Source organism: uncultured Xanthomarina sp. (assembly GCF_963971605.1).
GTDB lineage: Bacteria > Bacteroidota > Bacteroidia > Flavobacteriales > Flavobacteriaceae > Xanthomarina > Xanthomarina gelatinilytica.
Map to the genome: position 1 here is coordinate 1 of NZ_CAXATZ010000019.1, position 18,180 is coordinate 18,180.

An 18,180-nucleotide genomic window follows, 5' to 3' on the forward strand; every position below is an offset into this window, starting at 1 on the left:
AGTTCCAGCAGTGAAATCACTTGAATCTGCTGTTCCACCAGTTTGTACTAATGGAATATGAAGATCTACGAATACTGGCTCAGGAATAGAAGCTGTAACTTCAATTACATATCCTAAGTCCGGATCGATCATGCTTTCGTCAACCACTACGCTTGTACTAGCAGTAGATAGCGTAACTGTTGGACTTGTATAATTAATCATACTAGCTCCAGTGTGGTCGTCTTCGCTACAAGAAGTAGCTAAAACACCAGCAGATAGTGCAAGTAAGAATATAGATTTTAATTTATTTTTCATCTTTAAAATTTTAGTCGATTATTATTGTTTAACATAAACATTTGTATATGTTCTATTACCAGCAGAGAATCCAATTTCATAATTGATCTCTAAGTTCCCGTTAGGTAAAACAGAACCATCATCAGTTGGATTTACTTCGTTAGAGTAATATCCTTGAGCTAGATTTTGAGGTGGAACAGTTAATGTACTGCATGTATCATTAAAGTTAAACCCTTGGTCTGGAGCAATAGCGCCAAAAGCCCATAAACCTGTAGTTTTTGTTTTATAATAACCTGGTGAAATTTCAATTACTGGTTCAATACCGTGATTTACACTAGCTCCATCATCTCTGGTTGCAGTTACATCATACATACCAGCTAAGTTAGAAGCACAGTTAACTACTACAGAAAACTCTCCCATACTTGGAGCAAAATAATACAAGTCACCATCTGCTTGATATAATTTTACTTTGAAAGTAAAAACATCTCCAATTCTTAAATCTGAAGCCTCAACACCTAATCCAGATACATATTCATCAATTGTATCATAAGTTAAGTTGAAAGGTAACGTTGATACGTCTCCAACTATGGCTTCAGGTCCATTGTTTAAAGTTTTTACTATTTCAAAACTAGAAACTTGATTATAATTTCCTAATGATAATAAGGAAACAAAATCTAAAGCAATATCTGCATCATTAAATGCTATTTCTGAGTTCTCAAGATCGTTAGCATCAAGAGGTGTTCCTAATACTTTTCCACTTGAATCGTCTACTGTAATAACCAAACCAGCTTCATCAGTCACTGGAGCATTATTATCAGGGTCAGTATCGCAACCAACAAACAGTGTTAGCGCGAAAAACATTGTCAATAAATAATTTAATTTTTTCATTTTTCTTTTTTTTTTAGTTCATCCACCATACTGGTGAAGTTAATTTATCTCCTCCTGGTAAGTTACTTACAGCAGCATTGTAATTAGCAGCATTTAAAGATTGCTCAATTACTGGGTATGTTAATCTTGAAGGAATTTCGTTAAAAGCACCATCAATTGCAGGAGTTAATGCAGGATATCCAGTTCTTCTCCACTCAATCCAAGCTTCAAAACCTTGACTATATAAAGCCAACCATTTTTGTGTAGAAATCTGCTCCATCGCAAATCCTGGAGTATATATTACAGATCCTGAATAGTAACCAGCAATATCTGCACCATCATTATCAGCAAAACTAGATTCAATTCCAGCTTGGTAGTAAGCAGCAGCAGCAGCATTTCCACCAGAGATATAGTTTTTAAAAGCAGCTTCAGCCAATAAGAATTGCAATTCTGTATAGCTTAAGAATACAGCTGGTAATTCTGGACGTAAATAAAATTCACCAAGAGGTGATACGTTAGCATAGCTGTATGTCACACTTGGTACATCTTGAATACCTGATGGTTTTCCTCTATACTCGCCATCTGCATTAGGCTGAGCAATTACAGGTAGTCTATTATCAACTGGAAAACCACCTACAGTTCCGTCCATTCTATCTACAATGGCACTGTTTACTTTCCACTCATTTCTAGTTCCAAATACCACCGATTCGTAAATTGGGTTGGCATTAGGAGCAGCTGATAAATAAACTAAGTTTGCATCGTCTGCACTAGAAGAGAACAATAGGCCACTGTTCACTAAAGCTTGCATTTCGCTAGGTCTTGCATCTTTTCCAGACATACGCATTAAAGCTCTGAATTTTAAAGAAGCAGCGAATTTTCTCCATTTGGATACATCACCTCCATACATAATATCTTGGCTAGAATCCAAACTTCCGTTTGCAGGATTTAATTTAGAAATAGCTTCGTCAAGAAGGTCTAAACAACCATTGTAAACAGTTTGTTGAGAATCGTAAACTGGAGATATGTTAGTTGCTCCTTGTAAAGCTTCAGTGAATGGAATATCACCGTAAAGATCAGTTAACAATAAGAATGCATATGCTTTCATGGTTAAAGCTGCACCTTGAGCCACCATATTTTCTTCAAGTACTGCTAGTTCATACATAGCATTGGCATCGGCAGCTACACTTTCGTATAAAACAGCCCATACATTTCCTATAGCACTCTCTCTTGGAATGTATCTTTCTTCATCGTTATACTGTACTTTAGAGAAATGTTGTGCCCAGCAAGCTCCCATATCTCCACCGTTGAAGGTACTGTACATCACGTTTCCAGTACTTCTTATCATGCTCCCTAATAATAATTCTGCAGGAACAGAAGTAGGATCGTTAGGATTGCTATTTAATTCTTCAAAGTCTTTATCACAGCTTACAAATACCAAGCCGATGAATAGTAAGACAATTAAATTTATTTTTTTCATAATCTATTTTTTTAAAATTAGAATTTAAGGTTAACATTAAATGAAATACTTCTTGCAGAAGGTAGTTGACCAAATTCTTGACCTTGGTTTCCATTATCATTACTGAATGCAGATTCTGGATCGATATGAGGTACTTTCTTGTAAAGGAAAGCTAAATTTCTACCTACAACAGAGAAATTTACATCGTCTAAAGCAATATTAGCTAACCATTTTTTAGGGAAAGTATAAGTCAATCCTAATTGTCTTAATTTGATGTAAGATGCATCAAACACAGAACTTTCAGCAATACTGTTAGAGAATGCTTTTTTGTTGTAGTTTTCAGCAGATACAATCACATTATTAGGAACATATTCAGGGTTAGCTTCTGTACCAATATTCATAGTACCTTGTCCAATTACACCAGTTTCACGTCCTTGCATTGTTTCATCAAGTACACCTGCATATCTACCCCAAGAAGTTGTCATGGTGTAGATATCTCCACCCATTTTTCCATCCACTAAAGCATCAAATCTAAAGTTTTTGTAAGATACAATTAAATTAGCACCACCAGTCCAATCTGGAGTCACGTTTCCTAATACTTCACTTCCACCAATTACTGGTAAACCATTTTCATAAAGAATTTCCCCATTTGGAGCTCTTTCAAAAGCAGGACCAACAATTGTTCCATAAGATTCACCAACTCTTGCCTCAATTGTAGTACTCCATTGTCCACCTAAAACTAAAGTTTCAAGGTCACCTAAAGATACCACTTCGTTGTCGTTTTTAGCCCAGTTAAGTTCTAAGTCAACTTGCCAATCATCAGTTTTCACTAAAGTACCTCCTAATTGAACTTCCATACCTTTATTTCTCATTTCACCAACATTTTGTAGGGAAGAACCACTACCTGTTGCAGATGATAATTGTACGTCCACAATCAAGTCTTCAGACGTTTGATCGTAGTAAGTAAAATCAAAACGCAATCTGTTTTCAAACAATCTAGCATCTAAACCAAATTCATAACCACTGGTTGTCTCAGGTCCAATTTCTGGATTGTTGATTGCTGAAGGTAAGAACACAAAGTTTGTACCATCCCAACCATCTGTAGCAAATTGGTAAACATCTTGTAATCTGTAAGCTCCTAAAGCTCCAGTAGATCCTACTTTAGACCAACCACCTCTTACTTTTAGTAAAGATACAGTTGATTTATCCATATTGAAAATATCACTCAATACAGCACTTAAAGTTACCGAAGGATAGAAAAAGGAGTTGTTGTCTGTTGGTAATAAACTAGACCAATCATTTCTTGCAGTAACGTCAACAAACAACATGTTTTTGAAACCTATTTGTCCAAATCCATATAAACTGTTAATTTTTTGCTCTGCATATGTTGCTCCTTGTATTGGATCCACACCAGTTTTCACGTTACTTACGTTATATAAACCTGGTAACTCTAATTGAGGTGCAGTAGCATAAATTAAATCATTCTTTCTGTACATGGTGTTTCCACCTACATTTAAAGAGTATGTAAAATCATCAGTAATGTTTCCAGCAGAAGATAATAATACTTCACTGTTAACTTCATAGAAAGTTCTGTCAATGACTCTGTAGTAACCTTCAGGGGCATCATTAGATCCAACCGCTTTATTCTCTCTAGTTTGAGATTTCCAGAAGTCAACTCCTGTTTTACCAGATATTGTTAACCAATTGGTAACATCAAAAGAAAGGTTTACACCACCAATTATACGGTCTTTATTATAAGCATTTAAGTTGTTATCTAAATACCAGAAAGGGTTGTTTTGGAAAACAGTATTCCAGTTTAAAGGCGTTCCTTCAGCAGCAGTACCTTCAGCAGCTAACGGTAAGTTTTGCCAATCTTTTAACGCATTGAAATCTACGTTACGACCAGACCAAATCATCTGTTGTACTGGGTTTGCATTACTGTAACCTACAGTTACTAAGTTGTCAGCCTCAGATCTGATATATTTAGCATTTAAAGACACATTGATTTTGTCACTAACCTGCATAGATGTTACTCCTGCAATATTGTATCTTCTAAAATCTGTGTTAGGAACCATACCTTCTTGATCCAATAAACCTAAAGATAATCTAAAATTAGTTTTATCTGTACCTCCAGTGAAGGAGATATTATTGTTTAAAGTAAGTCCAGTTTCATAGAAATCTTTAATATTGTCTGGTTGAGATACCCATGGAAGAGGTGCTCCATCAACAGTGTAAGAATTCCATTGTACGAATTCGTAACCTACATCTAAAGCAGGACCCCAACTTTCATCAATTCCACCATCACCGTTTTGTCCATCTATAAATTCAAAATAGAAAGGGTTTCCACCTTGTCCATAAGAGTTTTGGAAATCTGGTAATAATAATGGGTTCTCAAAAGAAGCGGATGAACTAAATGTAATACCTAACTTATCTTTAGATGTCGAACCTTTTTTGGTAGTAATAACAATTACACCATTAGCAGCACGAAGACCATATAGCGCAGCTGCGTTTGGACCTTTTAATACTGTTACAGATTCAATATCATCAGGGTTAATGTCAGCAGCTCCATTTGGTAAATCAAATCCACCACCATCGCCTGCAGTTCCATAATTTGAGTTATCAACATAAATACCATCAATAACAAATAAAGGTTGGTTGTCACCAGTAATACTGGATGCACCTCTTAAAACGATTCTTGAAGAAGAACCTGTTGCACCAGAACTGTTAGTAACCTGAACACCAGCAACTTTACCAGAAAGCGAGTTAACCACGTTTGTCTCATTGGACTCAGCAATGTCGTCACCATCAACTTTTTGAACAGCGTAACCAATTGATTTTTCTTCTTTCTTAATCCCTAAAGCCGTAATTACTACTTCATCGATAGCAGTTACATCAGGGGTCATACTAAAGCTAATGTTGTTGGAAGCTCCAACAGTCATTTCTTTTTTGGTATAACCAACGAAAGAGTAAGATAAGACATCTCCAGTACTCGCAGTGATGGAATAGTTTCCATCAAAATCTGTTTGTGTACCATTGGTCGTACCTTTTACAATAATATTAACTCCAGGAAGGGGTAACCCGTTTTCATCGGACACAGTTCCTGAAATTGTTTTTTCTTGTGCAAACGTAAATTGCACAACAAACGCTAGGAATAGCGTTAAAATTCCACTAAACTTTGTTTTCATTTTATATTTTATTTGAATTAGTCTACGCCAAAAATCATAATAAAAAGTTAATTAAACAATATTTAAGGGTTAAAATTTTAATTTTTTTTAAAAATACCGTGAATTTTAGTTAAAAAACCCCTAAAAAAATGCTGTAAGACTTAAATGTACTTGAGAATTCGAGAATTTAAAAGTTTGGTTTTCGTTTTTACCATTGGCAAAATTGAACTTTAGCAGTCCAGCTTTGGTAATTAACCCAAACCCAAACCCAAAACTGTAGAGTTTTTCCTTCTGTGCTATGAGTTTGTTTTCCAAATAGGCAAAGTCTATGATGGTATGGATGTAAATACTGTTATTGAAGACATATCTATATTCTGTATTTAAAACCCCAAATTGTGTTGCCGACAGGCTGTTTTCTTCAAATCCCCTTATGGAATTAATGCCTCCAAACCTGGCCAATTCGTTTTCAAAATACGTATCAGAAAACAAACCAAAACCTGTGCCTCTTAAATAAATGTTGTTTTTTTGGTTCAAGTTGAAAATGTGATAGGCATCCAGAGCAAGTTGTTGTTGTTTTGTGTCTTGTTTTTCAAAGGTTCTGTTTCCAGTTTCAAATTGAACATCCAATAGGGTTTTGGTGTTGAATAGCATATTGTCTTTTTGCCGTTTTCTGTATAGGTAACGAACATTGTAAAATGTTGAAGTGTAATCCTGAATGGTAGGATTGCTGTATAGGGAATCCAGTAGGTTGTTCGATTTAATGGATCTGATACCAACAAACACATTGTTTTTTGGGTTTATTTGATAGAATAGTTTGGCATTTTGGTTTACGGTAGAAAAAGAAGAATCTTTTTTCAGCAAACTTAGTTCCAGCTCTGTTCCAATGGGCGAATTGAATAAATAAGGCAGGTTTAAATTCACCAAAAAATTCTTTTGATCGTTTTCGTCACTTTTGTAAACCAACCTAAAAGACTCTCCGTAATTCAAATTATTGTTCAATTCTAGATTTAAATAGCCACTAAACTCTATGTTGTTTGTCTCCTCATTGGTTCCAAAACCAATAAAGCCATCAAAATTGTTGCTTTTTACTTTTTCAATAAACACATACAATGTGGTCGAGTCTTTTGTAAAGAGAACTTCAGGGTCTTTTAGTTGCCTAGCAAAATTCAGTTCGTTTAAATCTGTTATTTGTTTTTTTATTTGTGTTAAGTTGAAAACTTGTTGTTCCTTGACTTTAAGATAGTTTTTTAAAAAAGACTTCGGGAATTTCTCATAACCTTTGATAATGACTTTGTCAATGCGTCTCACTTGTGTCTTTTCGGAGCGTATGAGTGTTGCATCAATTTCACCTTTGTTGTTGATGGTGATGTCCGATAATTTTAATGTGCTAAAAGGGTCTCCATTTTCCGATAGCTTTAAATTAATGGCAGTAAGCACCCTTTCTGTATCTTCAATTGGAATGCTAAATTGGCCTTCGGAAATATTGTTGGACAACTTTTCCAAAATTTTTCTGGAGACAAGGCTGTCTGTGAAAAATATATTTAGGTAATTGTATTTGGTGTTTAGTAAAAACTTGGCGTTAAAGATCGAATCTTCTTTTCTTAAAGGCAACATTTTACTTTCAATATAGCCTAGGGAGTTCAATTTTTTTCTAAAGGCTGTTAACTCGTTTGAGATGGACTCAAAATCCCTATGGTATTTTTCATACCTAATGGAGCCTATGGTTTTGGTTTCAAGGGAGTCTTTTCCGGTTATTTTTAATTGTAACTCTTGACAGAGCATTTCCGAAGAAAAAAAGAAAGATATAATAAGTATAGCGTGTAATGATTTAATCACTTTTTACAACTGTTAGGGAAAACTATTGGATTTGTAAAACTAACGTAAAAAGAACATTTATTATATATCTGTAATATTAATTTTTTTGTTCAGCGCAAAATTGCCCATATTATATCGATAAAAACTGCCATGCATATACATGTATGGATTCTTTTTTATCCCAGCTTCTTCTTTTATGGCAATAAGCTTTCATGATATAGGTGTGAAACCATTTTAAAAAGCTGTTTGAAAAAAAAATGTCTATGATGTGAAAATTAATCAATTAACATTTGAAAGTTTAAAATATATTTCTACCTTTGCAGCCCTCTAATAAGAGGTATTTGTAAAATATTATATAAAATATATGCCAACAATTTCACAATTAGTACGAAAAGGAAGAGCCAAAATAACCAAGAAGAGTAAATCGGTTGCTTTAGATTCGTGTCCACAAAGACGTGGAGTTTGTACTCGTGTTTACACTACAACACCTAAAAAACCTAACTCGGCAATGCGTAAAGTAGCAAGGGTAAGGTTGACAAATGGTAAAGAGGTGAACGCATACATTCCAGGAGAAGGACACAATTTGCAAGAGCACTCGATAGTATTGGTTAGAGGTGGAAGGGTAAAAGATTTGCCAGGAGTTAGATATCACATCGTTCGTGGCGCCTTGGACACAGCAGGTGTTGCAGGTAGAACACAACGTAGATCTAAGTATGGTGCAAAACGCCCTAAAAGTTAATTAAAGAAAACTTAAGAAGAAGACATGAGAAAAAGACAAGCGAAAAAAAGACCGCTTTTACCAGATCCACGTTTCAACGATCAGTTGGTAACTAGATTCGTTAACATGATGATGTGGGATGGTAAAAAGTCAGTAGCTTTTAAAGTGTTTTACGATGCAATCGATATCGTGGATCAAAAGAAAACAGACGAAGAAAAAACTGCTTTGGAGTTGTGGAAAGATGCCTTATCCAATGTGATGCCTCACGTAGAAGTACGTAGCCGTCGTGTGGGAGGTGCCACTTTTCAAATCCCTATGCAGATTAGACCAGATAGAAAAGTTTCTACAGCAATGAAATGGCTTATTAGTTATTCCCGTAAAAGAAACGAAAAATCTATGGCACAGCGTTTAGCTTCAGAAATTTTAGCAGCAGCTAAAGAAGAAGGAGCAGCTGTAAAGAAACGAGTAGATACTCATAAAATGGCAGAAGCAAACAAAGCATTCTCACACTTTAGATTCTAGTAACAAATGGCAAGAGATTTAAAATATACAAGAAACATAGGAATTGCAGCTCATATTGATGCTGGTAAAACAACAACAACTGAGCGAATATTATTTTACACTGGAGTTAATCATAAAATAGGAGAGACCCATGAAGGGTCTTCAACTATGGATTGGATGGAGCAAGAAGCAGAAAGAGGTATTACAATTACTTCTGCAGCAACTACTTGCGACTGGACATTTCCTAGAGAAAATGGTGAGCCAACAGAGGATGCTAAAGATTATCACTTTAATATTATTGATACTCCTGGCCACGTAGATTTTACGGTTGAAGTAAACCGTTCTTTACGTGTTTTGGATGGTTTGGTGTTCTTATTTAGTGCAGTGGATGGTGTAGAGCCACAATCTGAAACTAACTGGAGATTGGCAGACAACTATAAAGTGCCAAGAATTGGTTTTGTTAACAAAATGGACCGTCAAGGTGCAAACTTTCTGGAGGTTTCTAGACAAGTAAAAGAAATGTTAGGCTCCAATTCAGTGCCAATTGTATTGCCAATTGGTGATGAAGCAGATTTTAAAGGGGTTGTAGATTTAGTAAAGAACAGAGCCATTATATGGCACGAAGATAACTTTGGTTCTACTTTTGATATTGTAGATATTCCAGAGGATATGAAAGATGAAGTTCGTGAATATAGAGCTTTATTGATAGAAGAAGTAGCTAGTTACGATGAAAACCTGTTAGAGAAATTCATGGAAGATGAAAACTCTATCACAGAAGAAGAAGTACATGCTGCCTTAAGAGCCGCTGTTATGGACATGGCTATCATACCAATGATCTGTGGTTCTTCATTCAAAAATAAAGGGGTACAGTTCCTTTTAGATGCTGTATGTCGTTATTTGCCTTCTCCATTGGATAGAGATAATATTAAAGGGATTAATCCTAATACAGAAAAAGAAGAAACGCGTAAACCTGATGTTAATGAGCCTTTTGCTGCATTAGCCTTTAAAATTGCAACCGATCCTTTTGTGGGACGTTTGGCTTTCTTTAGAGCTTATTCAGGGCGTTTGGACGCTGGTTCTTATATCCTAAACAACCGTTCAGGAAAAAAAGAGCGTATTTCTAGAATCTATCAAATGCACGCAAACAAGCAAAACGCTATCGATTTTATCGAAGCTGGAGATATTGGAGCTGCTGTAGGTTTTAAAGATATTAAGACAGGAGACACCATGTCTGATGAAAAACATCCAATTGTTTTAGAATCAATGAACTTCCCAGATCCAGTAATTGGTATAGCTGTGGAGCCAAAAACTAAAGCAGATGTTGACAAATTAGGGATGGCTTTATCTAAATTGGCAGAAGAAGATCCAACATTTACTGTTAGAACAGACGAAGCTTCAGGACAGACTATCATTTCTGGAATGGGTGAGCTTCACTTAGATATTATTGTTGACCGTTTAAGACGTGAGTTCAAGGTTGAAGTAAACCAAGGTCAACCTCAAGTAGAGTACAAAGAAGCCATCACAAAAAAGGCTGAACACAGGGAAGTTTATAAGAAACAATCTGGTGGTCGTGGTAAATTTGCTGATATTGTATTCACGCTAGAACCAGCTGAAGAAGGAAAAGTAGGATTGGAATTCGTTTCAGAAATTAAAGGAGGTAACGTTCCTAAAGAATTTATTCCTTCTATTGAAAAAGGATTCAAAATGGCTATGCAAAATGGTCCATTGGCAGGATACGAAGTTGATGCTATGAAAGTAACATTAACAGATGGTTCATACCACGATGTGGATTCTGATCAATTATCTTTCGAATTGGCAGCAAAATTAGGATTTAAAGCTGCTGCAAAAGCTGCAAAAGCTGTAATCATGGAGCCTATAATGAAACTGGAAGTAATTACTCCAGAAGAAAATATGGGTGATATAGTAGGAGATTTAAACCGTCGTCGTGGACAGGTAAGCGATATGGGAGACAGAGCAGGAGCAAAAACTGTTAAAGCTACTGTACCTCTATCAGAAATGTTTGGTTATGTAACCACATTAAGAACCTTGTCTTCAGGACGTGCAACATCAACAATGGAATTTTCACACTATGCTGAAACTCCTTCAAATATTTCAGAAGAAGTTATTAAAGCAGCTAAAGGCGTAGAAGCTTAAAATCTTAAGAAAATGAGTCAAAAAATTAGAATAAAATTAAAGTCTTACGATCACAATTTAGTAGATAAATCTGCTGATAAGATTGTAAAAACAGTAAAAAGTACTGGAGCTGTAGTAACGGGACCAATTCCATTACCAACTCACAAAAAGATTTTCACTGTATTGCGTTCACCTCACGTTAACAAGAAGTCCAGAGAACAATTTCAATTAAGCTCATACAAGAGATTATTGGATATCTACTCGTCTTCTTCAAAAACCATCGACGCTTTGATGAAACTTGAATTGCCAAGTGGTGTTGAAGTAGAGATAAAGGTGTAAGTAAGACAAGAACATGTCCTTAACGATGGTTAGGGAAAAACGGAAAAATACAATTCAAGGCTGAAACGTATTTTTCAGCCTTGAATTTTAAATAAGGACAAGTCGCGACTTGTCCATAGAAAAACAAACAAAAAGGACAAGTCGCGAATTGTCCATACTAAAAAAACAAAATATGTCTGGGTTAATAGGAAAAAAAATCGGTATGACCAGCATTTTCGATGAAAATGGAAAAAACATTCCATGTACAGTAATCGAAGCTGGACCATGTATCGTTACCCAAGTCAGAACTGAAGAAGTTGACGGTTACAAAGCCATTCAACTTGGTTTCGATGACGCGACAGAAAAAAGTGCTACCAAAGCAGACTTAGGTCACGCAAAAAAAGCAGGAACTTCTGTAAAACGCAAAATCGCTGAATTCAAAGGTTTTGATAAGGAGTACAAATTAGGTGATGCAATAACTGTAGAGCACTTTATTGAAGGGGAGTTTGTAGATATCTCTGGAACTTCAAAAGGTAAAGGCTTCCAAGGAGTTGTAAAACGTCACGGTTTTGGTGGTGTAGGTCAAGCTACCCACGGTCAACACAACCGTTTAAGAGCTCCAGGTTCTATTGGTGCTGCTTCATATCCTGCAAGAGTATTTAAAGGAATGAAAATGGCCGGTAGAATGGGAACTGATAAAGTAAAAGTTGAAAATTTAAGAGTTTTAAAAGTAGTTCCAGAAAAGAACTTACTTGTGGTTAAAGGCTGTGTGCCTGGTCATAAAAACGCTTATGTAATTATTCAGAAATAATGAAAGTAGCAGTTTTAGATATAAACGGAAAAGAAACAGGAAGAAAGGCAGACCTTTCTGATGCTGTTTTTGCTATTGAGCCTAATAATCACGCTGTATATTTGGATGTTAAACAATATTTGGCAAACCAAAGACAAGGAACTCACAAAGCTAAAGAAAGAGCTGAGATTTCTGGAAGTACACGTAAAATTAAAAAACAAAAAGGAACTGGTACAGCTAGAGCTGGATCTATCAAGTCTGGAGTTTTTAAAGGTGGTGGACGTATGTTTGGTCCAAGACCAAGAAACTATGGTTTTAAATTAAACAAAAGTTTAAAGCGTTTAGCTAGAAAATCGGCCTTGAGCATTAAAGCAAACGAAAAATCAATTGTGGTATTGGAAGACTTTAATTTTGATTCCCCAAAAACAAAAAATTTCGTTGCCGTTTTAAAGGCTTTAGACCTGGAAAACAAAAAGTCTCTATTTGTGTTGGGCGCTTCAAATAATAATGTATATTTGTCGTCACGCAATTTAAAAGGCTCTGAAGTTATAAGCAACTCAGAATTAAGCACTTACAAGATTTTAAATGCAAATCAAGTAGTGCTATTGGAGAGTTCTTTAGAAGAAATTGAATCGAATTTAAGTAAATAAGAAACAAATGAATATCTTAATTAAACCTATAATCACAGAAAAAGCGACAGCTGATAGCGAGTTAAGAAACTGCTATACATTCTCAGTGAATACCAAGGCGAACAAGGTAGAAATTAAAAAAGCGGTGGAAGCTGCTTATGGCGTTTCTGTTGAAAAAGTTCGTACTATTAATGTCCGTCCAGATAGAAAGACCAAGTTTACAAAAACTGGGATTCAACATGGTAAAACAAATGCTGTTAAAAAAGCAATTGTACAACTGGCGGAAGGTGAAATGATTGATTTATACAGTAACATGTAATTAGACTAAGATGTCAGTAAGAAAATTAAAACCAATCACACCAGGACAGCGATTTAGAGTAGTAAATGGGTATGACGCCATAACTACTGATAAGCCGGAGAAAAGTTTATTAGCTCCGAAAAAACGTTCAGGTGGTAGAAACAGTCAAGGAAAAATGACCATGCGCTACATAGGTGGAGGTCATAAGAGAAAGTATCGTATTATCGATTTCAAACGTAACAAAACTGGAATTCCAGCAGAAGTTAAGTCTATTGAGTACGATCCAAACAGAACAGCTTTTATTGCATTATTGCACTATCAAGATGGTGAAAAAGCATACATAATTGCACAAAACGGTTTGCAAGTAGGGCAAACAGTGGTATCTGGTGATACTGCTCCTACTGAAATTGGTAACGCCATGCCATTAAGTAAAATTCCTTTGGGAACCATTATTTCTTGTGTTGAGTTGCGTCCAGGACAAGGAGCTGTTATGGCTCGTAGTGCTGGTACATTTGCACAATTAATGGCAAGAGGAGAGAAGTTTGCAACTATCAAACTTCCTTCAGGAGAAACCCGTTTGGTATTGGTAACATGTATGGCAACTGTAGGGGTTATATCAAACTCAGACCATCAATTGTTAGTATCTGGTAAAGCAGGTAGAACAAGATGGTTAGGAAGACGTCCACGAACAAGACCAGTGGTAATGAACCCTATTGATCATCCAATGGGTGGTGGAGAAGGACGAGCCTCAGGTGGTCATCCACGTTCTAGAAAAGGTTTACCTGCTAAAGGTTATAGAACCCGTTCTAAAACAAAAGCGAGTAATAAATATATTGTAGAACGTAGAAAGAAATAATAAGTCATGTCAAGATCATGAAATAAAGGACCTTACGTTCATTATAAATTAGAGAAGAAAGTTCAAGATAACGTTGAATCTGGAAAAAAATCAGTAATCAAAACTTGGTCTAGAGCCAGTATGATTACCCCAGATTTTGTTGGACAAACTATTGCAGTTCATAACGGTCGTCAATTCGTACCAGTATATGTAACTGAAAATATGGTAGGACATAAATTAGGAGAATTTTCACCAACAAGATCTTTTAGAGGTCATGCAGGTGCTAAAAACAAAGGTAAAAAGTAGTAAGCTATGGGAAGTCGTAAAAAACAAATGGCAGACGCGATTAAGGAAGAGAAAAAGCACATTGCTTTTGCTAAACTTAATAACTGTCCTACATCACCAAGAAAAATGCGTTTAGTAGCCGATTTAGTAAGAGGCGAAAAAGTTGAGAAAGCGCTTAATATTTTAAAATTCAGTCAAAAAGAAGCATCAAACCGTTTAGAAACCTTGTTACTGTCTGCAATTGCAAACTGGCAAGCAAAAAACGAAGATGCCAATATTGAAGAGGCTGAATTGTTTATAAAAGAAATAAGAGTGGATGGCGGATCTATGTTAAAAAGATTACGTCCAGCACCTCAAGGTCGCGCATACAGAATTAGAAAACGTTCAAACCACGTAACAGTTGTGGTAGGAGCCAATAATAACACACAAAGTTAAGATAGAGATATGGGACAAAAAACAAATCCAATCGGAAATCGCTTAGGAATTATCAGAGGATGGGAATCTAACTGGTACGGAGGAAACGATTATGGCGATAAACTTGCCGAAGACGATAAGATCAGAAAGTACGTTCACGCACGTCTATCTAAAGCTAGTGTTTCAAGAGTAATTATCGAAAGAACCCTTAAACTTGTAACCGTTACTATCACAACGGCCCGTCCTGGTATCATTATTGGTAAAGGAGGTCAAGAGGTAGACAAGTTAAAAGAAGAGCTTAAGAAAATTACTGGTAAAGAAGTTCAAATTAACATATTTGAAATTAAAAGACCAGAACTTGATGCGCAATTGGTGGCAGCTAGTGTTGCTCGTCAAATAGAAAACAGAATTTCTTACAGACGTGCAATCAAAATGGCTATCGCTGCAACCATGCGAATGAATGCAGAAGGAATTAAAATCCAAATCAGTGGTCGTTTAAATGGTGCCGAGATGGCACGAAGCGAACACTACAAAGAAGGACGTATTCCTTTATCAACGTTCAGAGCCGATATTGATTACGCTTTAGTTGAGGCCCACACTACTTATGGTAGATTAGGGATTAAAGTATGGATCATGAAAGGCGAAGTATATGGTAAAAGAGAACTTTCTCCTCTTGTTGGGTTATCTAAGAAGCAAGGAAAAGGTGGAACCGGAGGACGTGGTGGAAACAAATCCAACCCTCGTCGTAGAAAGTAATTTTTTATAAAGAACACAAAAAATGTTACAGCCTAAAAAAACAAAATTTCGTAAGCAACAAAAGGGACGCATGAAAGGTAACGCCGGAAGGGGTCACCGTTTATCCAGTGGAACTTTTGGTATAAAATCGTTAGACACAAGCTTTGTTACAGCTCGTCAAATAGAAGCTGCACGTATTGCTGCTACACGTTTCATGAAGAGAGAAGGATCTATCTGGATTAAAATTTTCCCAGACAAGCCTATCACAAAGAAACCTCTTGAAGTACGTATGGGTAAAGGTAAAGGTGCTGTTGAATACTGGGTAGCAACCGTTAAACCAGGTAGAATATTATTTGAAGTAGGTGGTGTGCCATTAGAAGTAGCTCAAGAAGCTTTACGTCTAGCAGCACAAAAACTACCAGTTAGAACTAAGTTTATAATTGCTCGAGATTACGAAGCATAATTTATTTGATATTATGAAACAATCAGAAATTAAAGAATTATCTGTAGCTGAGTTACAAGAGAAACTTAGTGAAACCAAAAAGAGCTATGTAGATTTAAAAATGGCTCATACAATCTCTCCTTTAGAGAACCCAATTCAATTACGTTCCTTAAGAAGAGACGTAGCTAGAATTGCGACCGAATTAACTAAAAGAGATTTACAATAATTCTGCCGAAAAGATGGAAACAAGAAATTTAAGAAAAGAACGTATAGGAATTGTTACTAGTAACAAAATGCAGAAATCTATTGTGGTTTCTGAAGTTAAAAAAGTAAAACACCCTATGTATGGAAAGTTCGTGTTAAAAACAAAAAAATACGTTGCGCACGACGAAACAAACGATTGTAACATTGGAGATACTGTAAAGATCATGGAAACAAGGCCTATGAGTAAATCCAAATGTTGGAGACTAGTTGAAATAATTGAAAGAGCTAAATAATTATGATACAAACAGAATCAAGATTAAAAGTAGCTGATAACACTGGAGCAAAAGAAGTATTGACCATACGTGTTCTAGGTGGTACCAAGAGAAGATACGCATCTGTTGGCGACAAAATTGTTGTTACAGTTAAAGATGCAACACCTAATGGAAACATTAAAAAAGGTGCTGTTTCAACTGCAGTTGTTGTACGTACAAGAAAAGAAGTAAGAAGACCAGATGGATCTTATATAAGATTTGACGATAACGCATGTGTTTTATTAAACCCAACCGGTGAGATGAGAGGAACACGTGTATTTGGTCCTGTTGCAAGAGAACTTCGTGATAAACAATTCATGAAAATTGTATCATTAGCACCTGAAGTGCTTTAATGCAAAATAAAATGACAAAGCTTAAAATAAAATCAGGAGATACCGTAAAAGTAATAGCCGGAGACCATAAAGGTTCTGAAGGGAAAGTGCTTAAAGTATTAAAAGATAAGAACAAAGCGATCGTTGAGGGAATCAACATGGTAAAGAAACACACTAAGCCAAGTGCACAGAACCCTCAAGGTGGAATCGTAGAAAAAGAAGCAGCTATTCAAATTTCCAACCTATCATTGTTAACCTCTAAAGGGGAAACAACCAGAGTTGGGTACAGAATGGAAGGCGATAAAAAAGTGAGATTTTCTAAAAAATCTAATGAAGTAATTTAGTTATGGCATATACACCTAGACTTAAAGAAGAGTACAAAAGCAGAATAACTGCAGCTCTTACAGACGAATTTGGTTATAAAAACATCATGCAAGTGCCTAAACTTCAAAAGATAGTAGTATCTAAAGGAGTTGGAGCAGCAGTTGCCGATAAAAAGTTAATTGACCACGCTGTGGAAGAATTAACAACTATAACTGGACAAAAGACCGTTGCAACCATCTCTAAAAAAGACGTTGCATCATTCAAATTACGTAAAGGTATGCCAATTGGCGCCAAAGTAACTTTACGTGGTGAAAGAATGTACGAATTTTTAGATCGTTTAATTACTTCAGCATTACCACGAGTAAGAGACTTTAATGGAATTAAAGCCACAGGATTCGATGGTAGAGGTAATTATAATTTAGGAATTACAGAACAAATTATCTTCCCAGAAATCGATATCGATAAGGTAAACAAAATTTCTGGAATGGATATTACATTTGTTACCTCAGCAGAAACAGATAAGGAAGCAAAATCATTATTAACAGAATTAGGATTACCTTTTCAAAAGAATTAAGATATGGCTAAAGAATCAATGAAAGCCCGTGAGGTAAAAAGAGCAAAAACAGTAGCAAAATATGCTGAGAAACGTAAAGCTTTAAAAGAAGCTGGAGATTACGAAGCATTACAAAAGTTACCAAAAAATGCTTCTCCTGTACGCATGCACAACCGTTGCAAGTTAACAGGAAGACCAAGAGGTTACATGAGAACCTTTGGTATTTCTCGTGTTATGTTCAGGGAAATGGCTAACCAAGGTTTAATACCTGGAGTTAAAAAGGCAAGCTGGTAATATTATAAAAGAATTATAAACGGGAATTAGGTTTAACAAAAAGAGTTAAAAACCGATTTCGAAATTTAATAACTATGAATACAGATCCAATAGCGGATTATTTGACTAGAATTAGAAATGCTGTTCGAGCCAACCACAGAGTGGTTGAGATTCCAGCATCTAATTTAAAAAAGGAAATTACTAAAATATTATTCGAACAAGGATATATTTTAAGTTACAAATTTGAGGACAACTCTGTACAAGGGACCATTAAGATAGCCCTTAAGTACAATAAAGAGACCAAAGAACCTGTAATTAAAAAGATTCAAAGAATAAGTAAACCAGGTTTACGTAAGTATGCAAGTTCAAAAGAACTACCTAGAATTTTAAACGGTCTTGGTATTGCCATTGTTTCTACTTCTCATGGAGTAATGACAGGTAAACAAGCACAAAGGGAAAATGTAGGTGGCGAAGTACTTTGTTACGTTTACTAATTAAAAGCGAATAAGA

General features: G+C 35.8%; 22 protein-coding genes and 2 pseudogenes. 19 read left to right on the forward strand and 5 right to left on the reverse strand.

Annotated elements, in window-relative coordinates; all coding sequences use genetic code 11:
* The 5 genes and pseudogenes from AACY93_RS08435 to AACY93_RS08455 form a co-directional block, all read right to left on the reverse strand.
* A pseudogene (locus AACY93_RS08435) lies at positions 1 to 294 on the reverse strand (hypothetical protein); the annotation flags it as partial.
* A gap of 21 nt (positions 295 to 315) precedes the next feature.
* A complete protein-coding gene (locus AACY93_RS08440) occupies positions 316 to 1,161 on the reverse strand; it encodes a hypothetical protein (RefSeq protein WP_286852677.1) in 846 nt (281 codons plus the stop codon).
* Positions 1,162 to 1,174: 13 nt separating this feature from the next.
* Entirely contained in the window at positions 1,175 to 2,617 is a 1,443-nt protein-coding gene (locus AACY93_RS08445) for a SusD/RagB family nutrient-binding outer membrane lipoprotein (RefSeq protein WP_286852676.1), read from the reverse strand.
* 17 nt (positions 2,618 to 2,634) lie between these two features.
* A complete protein-coding gene (locus AACY93_RS08450; protein WP_286852675.1) occupies positions 2,635 to 5,781 on the reverse strand; it encodes a SusC/RagA family TonB-linked outer membrane protein in 3,147 nt (1,048 codons plus the stop codon).
* A 120-nt stretch (positions 5,782 to 5,901) separates the two neighbouring features.
* On the reverse strand, positions 5,902 to 7,596 hold the full coding sequence (locus tag AACY93_RS08455; RefSeq protein ID WP_286852674.1) for a POTRA domain-containing protein: 1,695 nt from the start codon (positions 7,594 to 7,596) through the stop codon (positions 5,902 to 5,904).
* 343 nt (positions 7,597 to 7,939) lie between these two features.
* Between AACY93_RS08455 and rpsL the strand changes: the two genes are divergently transcribed.
* The 19 genes and pseudogenes from rpsL (at position 7,940) to rpsH (ending at position 18,164) form a co-directional block, all read left to right on the forward strand.
* Positions 7,940 to 8,314, forward strand: a complete 375-nt coding sequence (gene rpsL / locus AACY93_RS08460) for a 30S ribosomal protein S12 (RefSeq protein WP_040492199.1) — start codon at positions 7,940 to 7,942, stop codon at positions 8,312 to 8,314.
* 24 nt (positions 8,315 to 8,338) lie between these two features.
* Positions 8,339 to 8,815 (forward strand): 30S ribosomal protein S7, encoded by a 477-nt coding sequence (rpsG, locus tag AACY93_RS08465; RefSeq protein ID WP_007650485.1) that lies wholly within the window; start codon positions 8,339 to 8,341, stop codon positions 8,813 to 8,815.
* 6 nt (positions 8,816 to 8,821) lie between these two features.
* On the forward strand, positions 8,822 to 10,948 hold the full coding sequence (fusA, locus tag AACY93_RS08470) for an elongation factor G (RefSeq protein WP_286852673.1): 2,127 nt from the start codon (positions 8,822 to 8,824) through the stop codon (positions 10,946 to 10,948).
* 12 nt (positions 10,949 to 10,960) lie between these two features.
* A complete protein-coding gene (gene rpsJ, locus AACY93_RS08475) occupies positions 10,961 to 11,266 on the forward strand; it encodes a 30S ribosomal protein S10 (RefSeq protein ID WP_007650482.1) in 306 nt (101 codons plus the stop codon).
* Between the two features lie 172 nt (positions 11,267 to 11,438).
* On the forward strand, positions 11,439 to 12,056 hold the full coding sequence (gene rplC / locus AACY93_RS08480) for a 50S ribosomal protein L3 (protein WP_007650481.1): 618 nt from the start codon (positions 11,439 to 11,441) through the stop codon (positions 12,054 to 12,056).
* Entirely contained in the window at positions 12,056 to 12,685 is a 630-nt protein-coding gene (gene rplD, locus AACY93_RS08485; protein WP_286852672.1) for a 50S ribosomal protein L4, read from the forward strand. The genes rplC and rplD overlap by 1 nt, the downstream gene beginning before the upstream one ends.
* Positions 12,686 to 12,692: 7 nt before the next feature.
* Positions 12,693 to 12,983 carry a 50S ribosomal protein L23 gene (rplW, locus tag AACY93_RS08490; RefSeq protein WP_286852671.1) on the forward strand — a complete coding sequence of 97 codons (291 nt, stop codon included), beginning with the start codon at positions 12,693 to 12,695 and terminating at the stop codon, positions 12,981 to 12,983.
* 10 nt (positions 12,984 to 12,993) lie between these two features.
* On the forward strand, positions 12,994 to 13,818 hold the full coding sequence (rplB, locus tag AACY93_RS08495; RefSeq protein ID WP_286852670.1) for a 50S ribosomal protein L2: 825 nt from the start codon (positions 12,994 to 12,996) through the stop codon (positions 13,816 to 13,818).
* 6 nt (positions 13,819 to 13,824) lie between these two features.
* A pseudogene (gene rpsS / locus AACY93_RS08500) lies at positions 13,825 to 14,103 on the forward strand (30S ribosomal protein S19).
* Positions 14,104 to 14,109: 6 nt separating this feature from the next.
* Positions 14,110 to 14,517 (forward strand): 50S ribosomal protein L22, encoded by a 408-nt coding sequence (gene rplV / locus AACY93_RS08505; protein WP_286852669.1) that lies wholly within the window; start codon positions 14,110 to 14,112, stop codon positions 14,515 to 14,517.
* A gap of 9 nt (positions 14,518 to 14,526) precedes the next feature.
* On the forward strand, positions 14,527 to 15,252 hold the full coding sequence (gene rpsC / locus AACY93_RS08510) for a 30S ribosomal protein S3 (protein WP_007650471.1): 726 nt from the start codon (positions 14,527 to 14,529) through the stop codon (positions 15,250 to 15,252).
* A 22-nt stretch (positions 15,253 to 15,274) separates the two neighbouring features.
* Positions 15,275 to 15,694 (forward strand): 50S ribosomal protein L16, encoded by a 420-nt coding sequence (rplP, locus tag AACY93_RS08515; protein ID WP_007650469.1) that lies wholly within the window; start codon positions 15,275 to 15,277, stop codon positions 15,692 to 15,694.
* A 13-nt stretch (positions 15,695 to 15,707) separates the two neighbouring features.
* Positions 15,708 to 15,899: a 50S ribosomal protein L29 gene (rpmC, locus tag AACY93_RS08520; protein ID WP_007650467.1), complete on the forward strand. Its 192-nt coding sequence runs from the start codon at positions 15,708 to 15,710 to the stop codon at positions 15,897 to 15,899.
* A gap of 13 nt (positions 15,900 to 15,912) precedes the next feature.
* Entirely contained in the window at positions 15,913 to 16,170 is a 258-nt protein-coding gene (gene rpsQ, locus AACY93_RS08525) for a 30S ribosomal protein S17 (protein ID WP_040492188.1), read from the forward strand.
* Positions 16,171 to 16,172: 2 nt separating this feature from the next.
* The gene (rplN, locus tag AACY93_RS08530; RefSeq protein ID WP_007650464.1) at positions 16,173 to 16,541 is read left to right on the forward strand and encodes a 50S ribosomal protein L14; all 369 of its coding nucleotides are present in this window, start codon (positions 16,173 to 16,175) and stop codon (positions 16,539 to 16,541) included.
* 11 nt (positions 16,542 to 16,552) lie between these two features.
* Positions 16,553 to 16,864 carry a 50S ribosomal protein L24 gene (rplX, locus tag AACY93_RS08535; protein ID WP_040492227.1) on the forward strand — a complete coding sequence of 104 codons (312 nt, stop codon included), beginning with the start codon at positions 16,553 to 16,555 and terminating at the stop codon, positions 16,862 to 16,864.
* Between the two features lie 2 nt (positions 16,865 to 16,866).
* Entirely contained in the window at positions 16,867 to 17,418 is a 552-nt protein-coding gene (gene rplE, locus AACY93_RS08540) for a 50S ribosomal protein L5 (protein ID WP_007650462.1), read from the forward strand.
* 3 nt (positions 17,419 to 17,421) lie between these two features.
* Positions 17,422 to 17,691: a 30S ribosomal protein S14 gene (rpsN, locus tag AACY93_RS08545; protein ID WP_286852668.1), complete on the forward strand. Its 270-nt coding sequence runs from the start codon at positions 17,422 to 17,424 to the stop codon at positions 17,689 to 17,691.
* A 74-nt stretch (positions 17,692 to 17,765) separates the two neighbouring features.
* Positions 17,766 to 18,164 (forward strand): 30S ribosomal protein S8, encoded by a 399-nt coding sequence (gene rpsH / locus AACY93_RS08550; RefSeq protein ID WP_007650459.1) that lies wholly within the window; start codon positions 17,766 to 17,768, stop codon positions 18,162 to 18,164.
* The last annotated feature ends 16 nt before the right edge of the window (positions 18,165 to 18,180 follow it).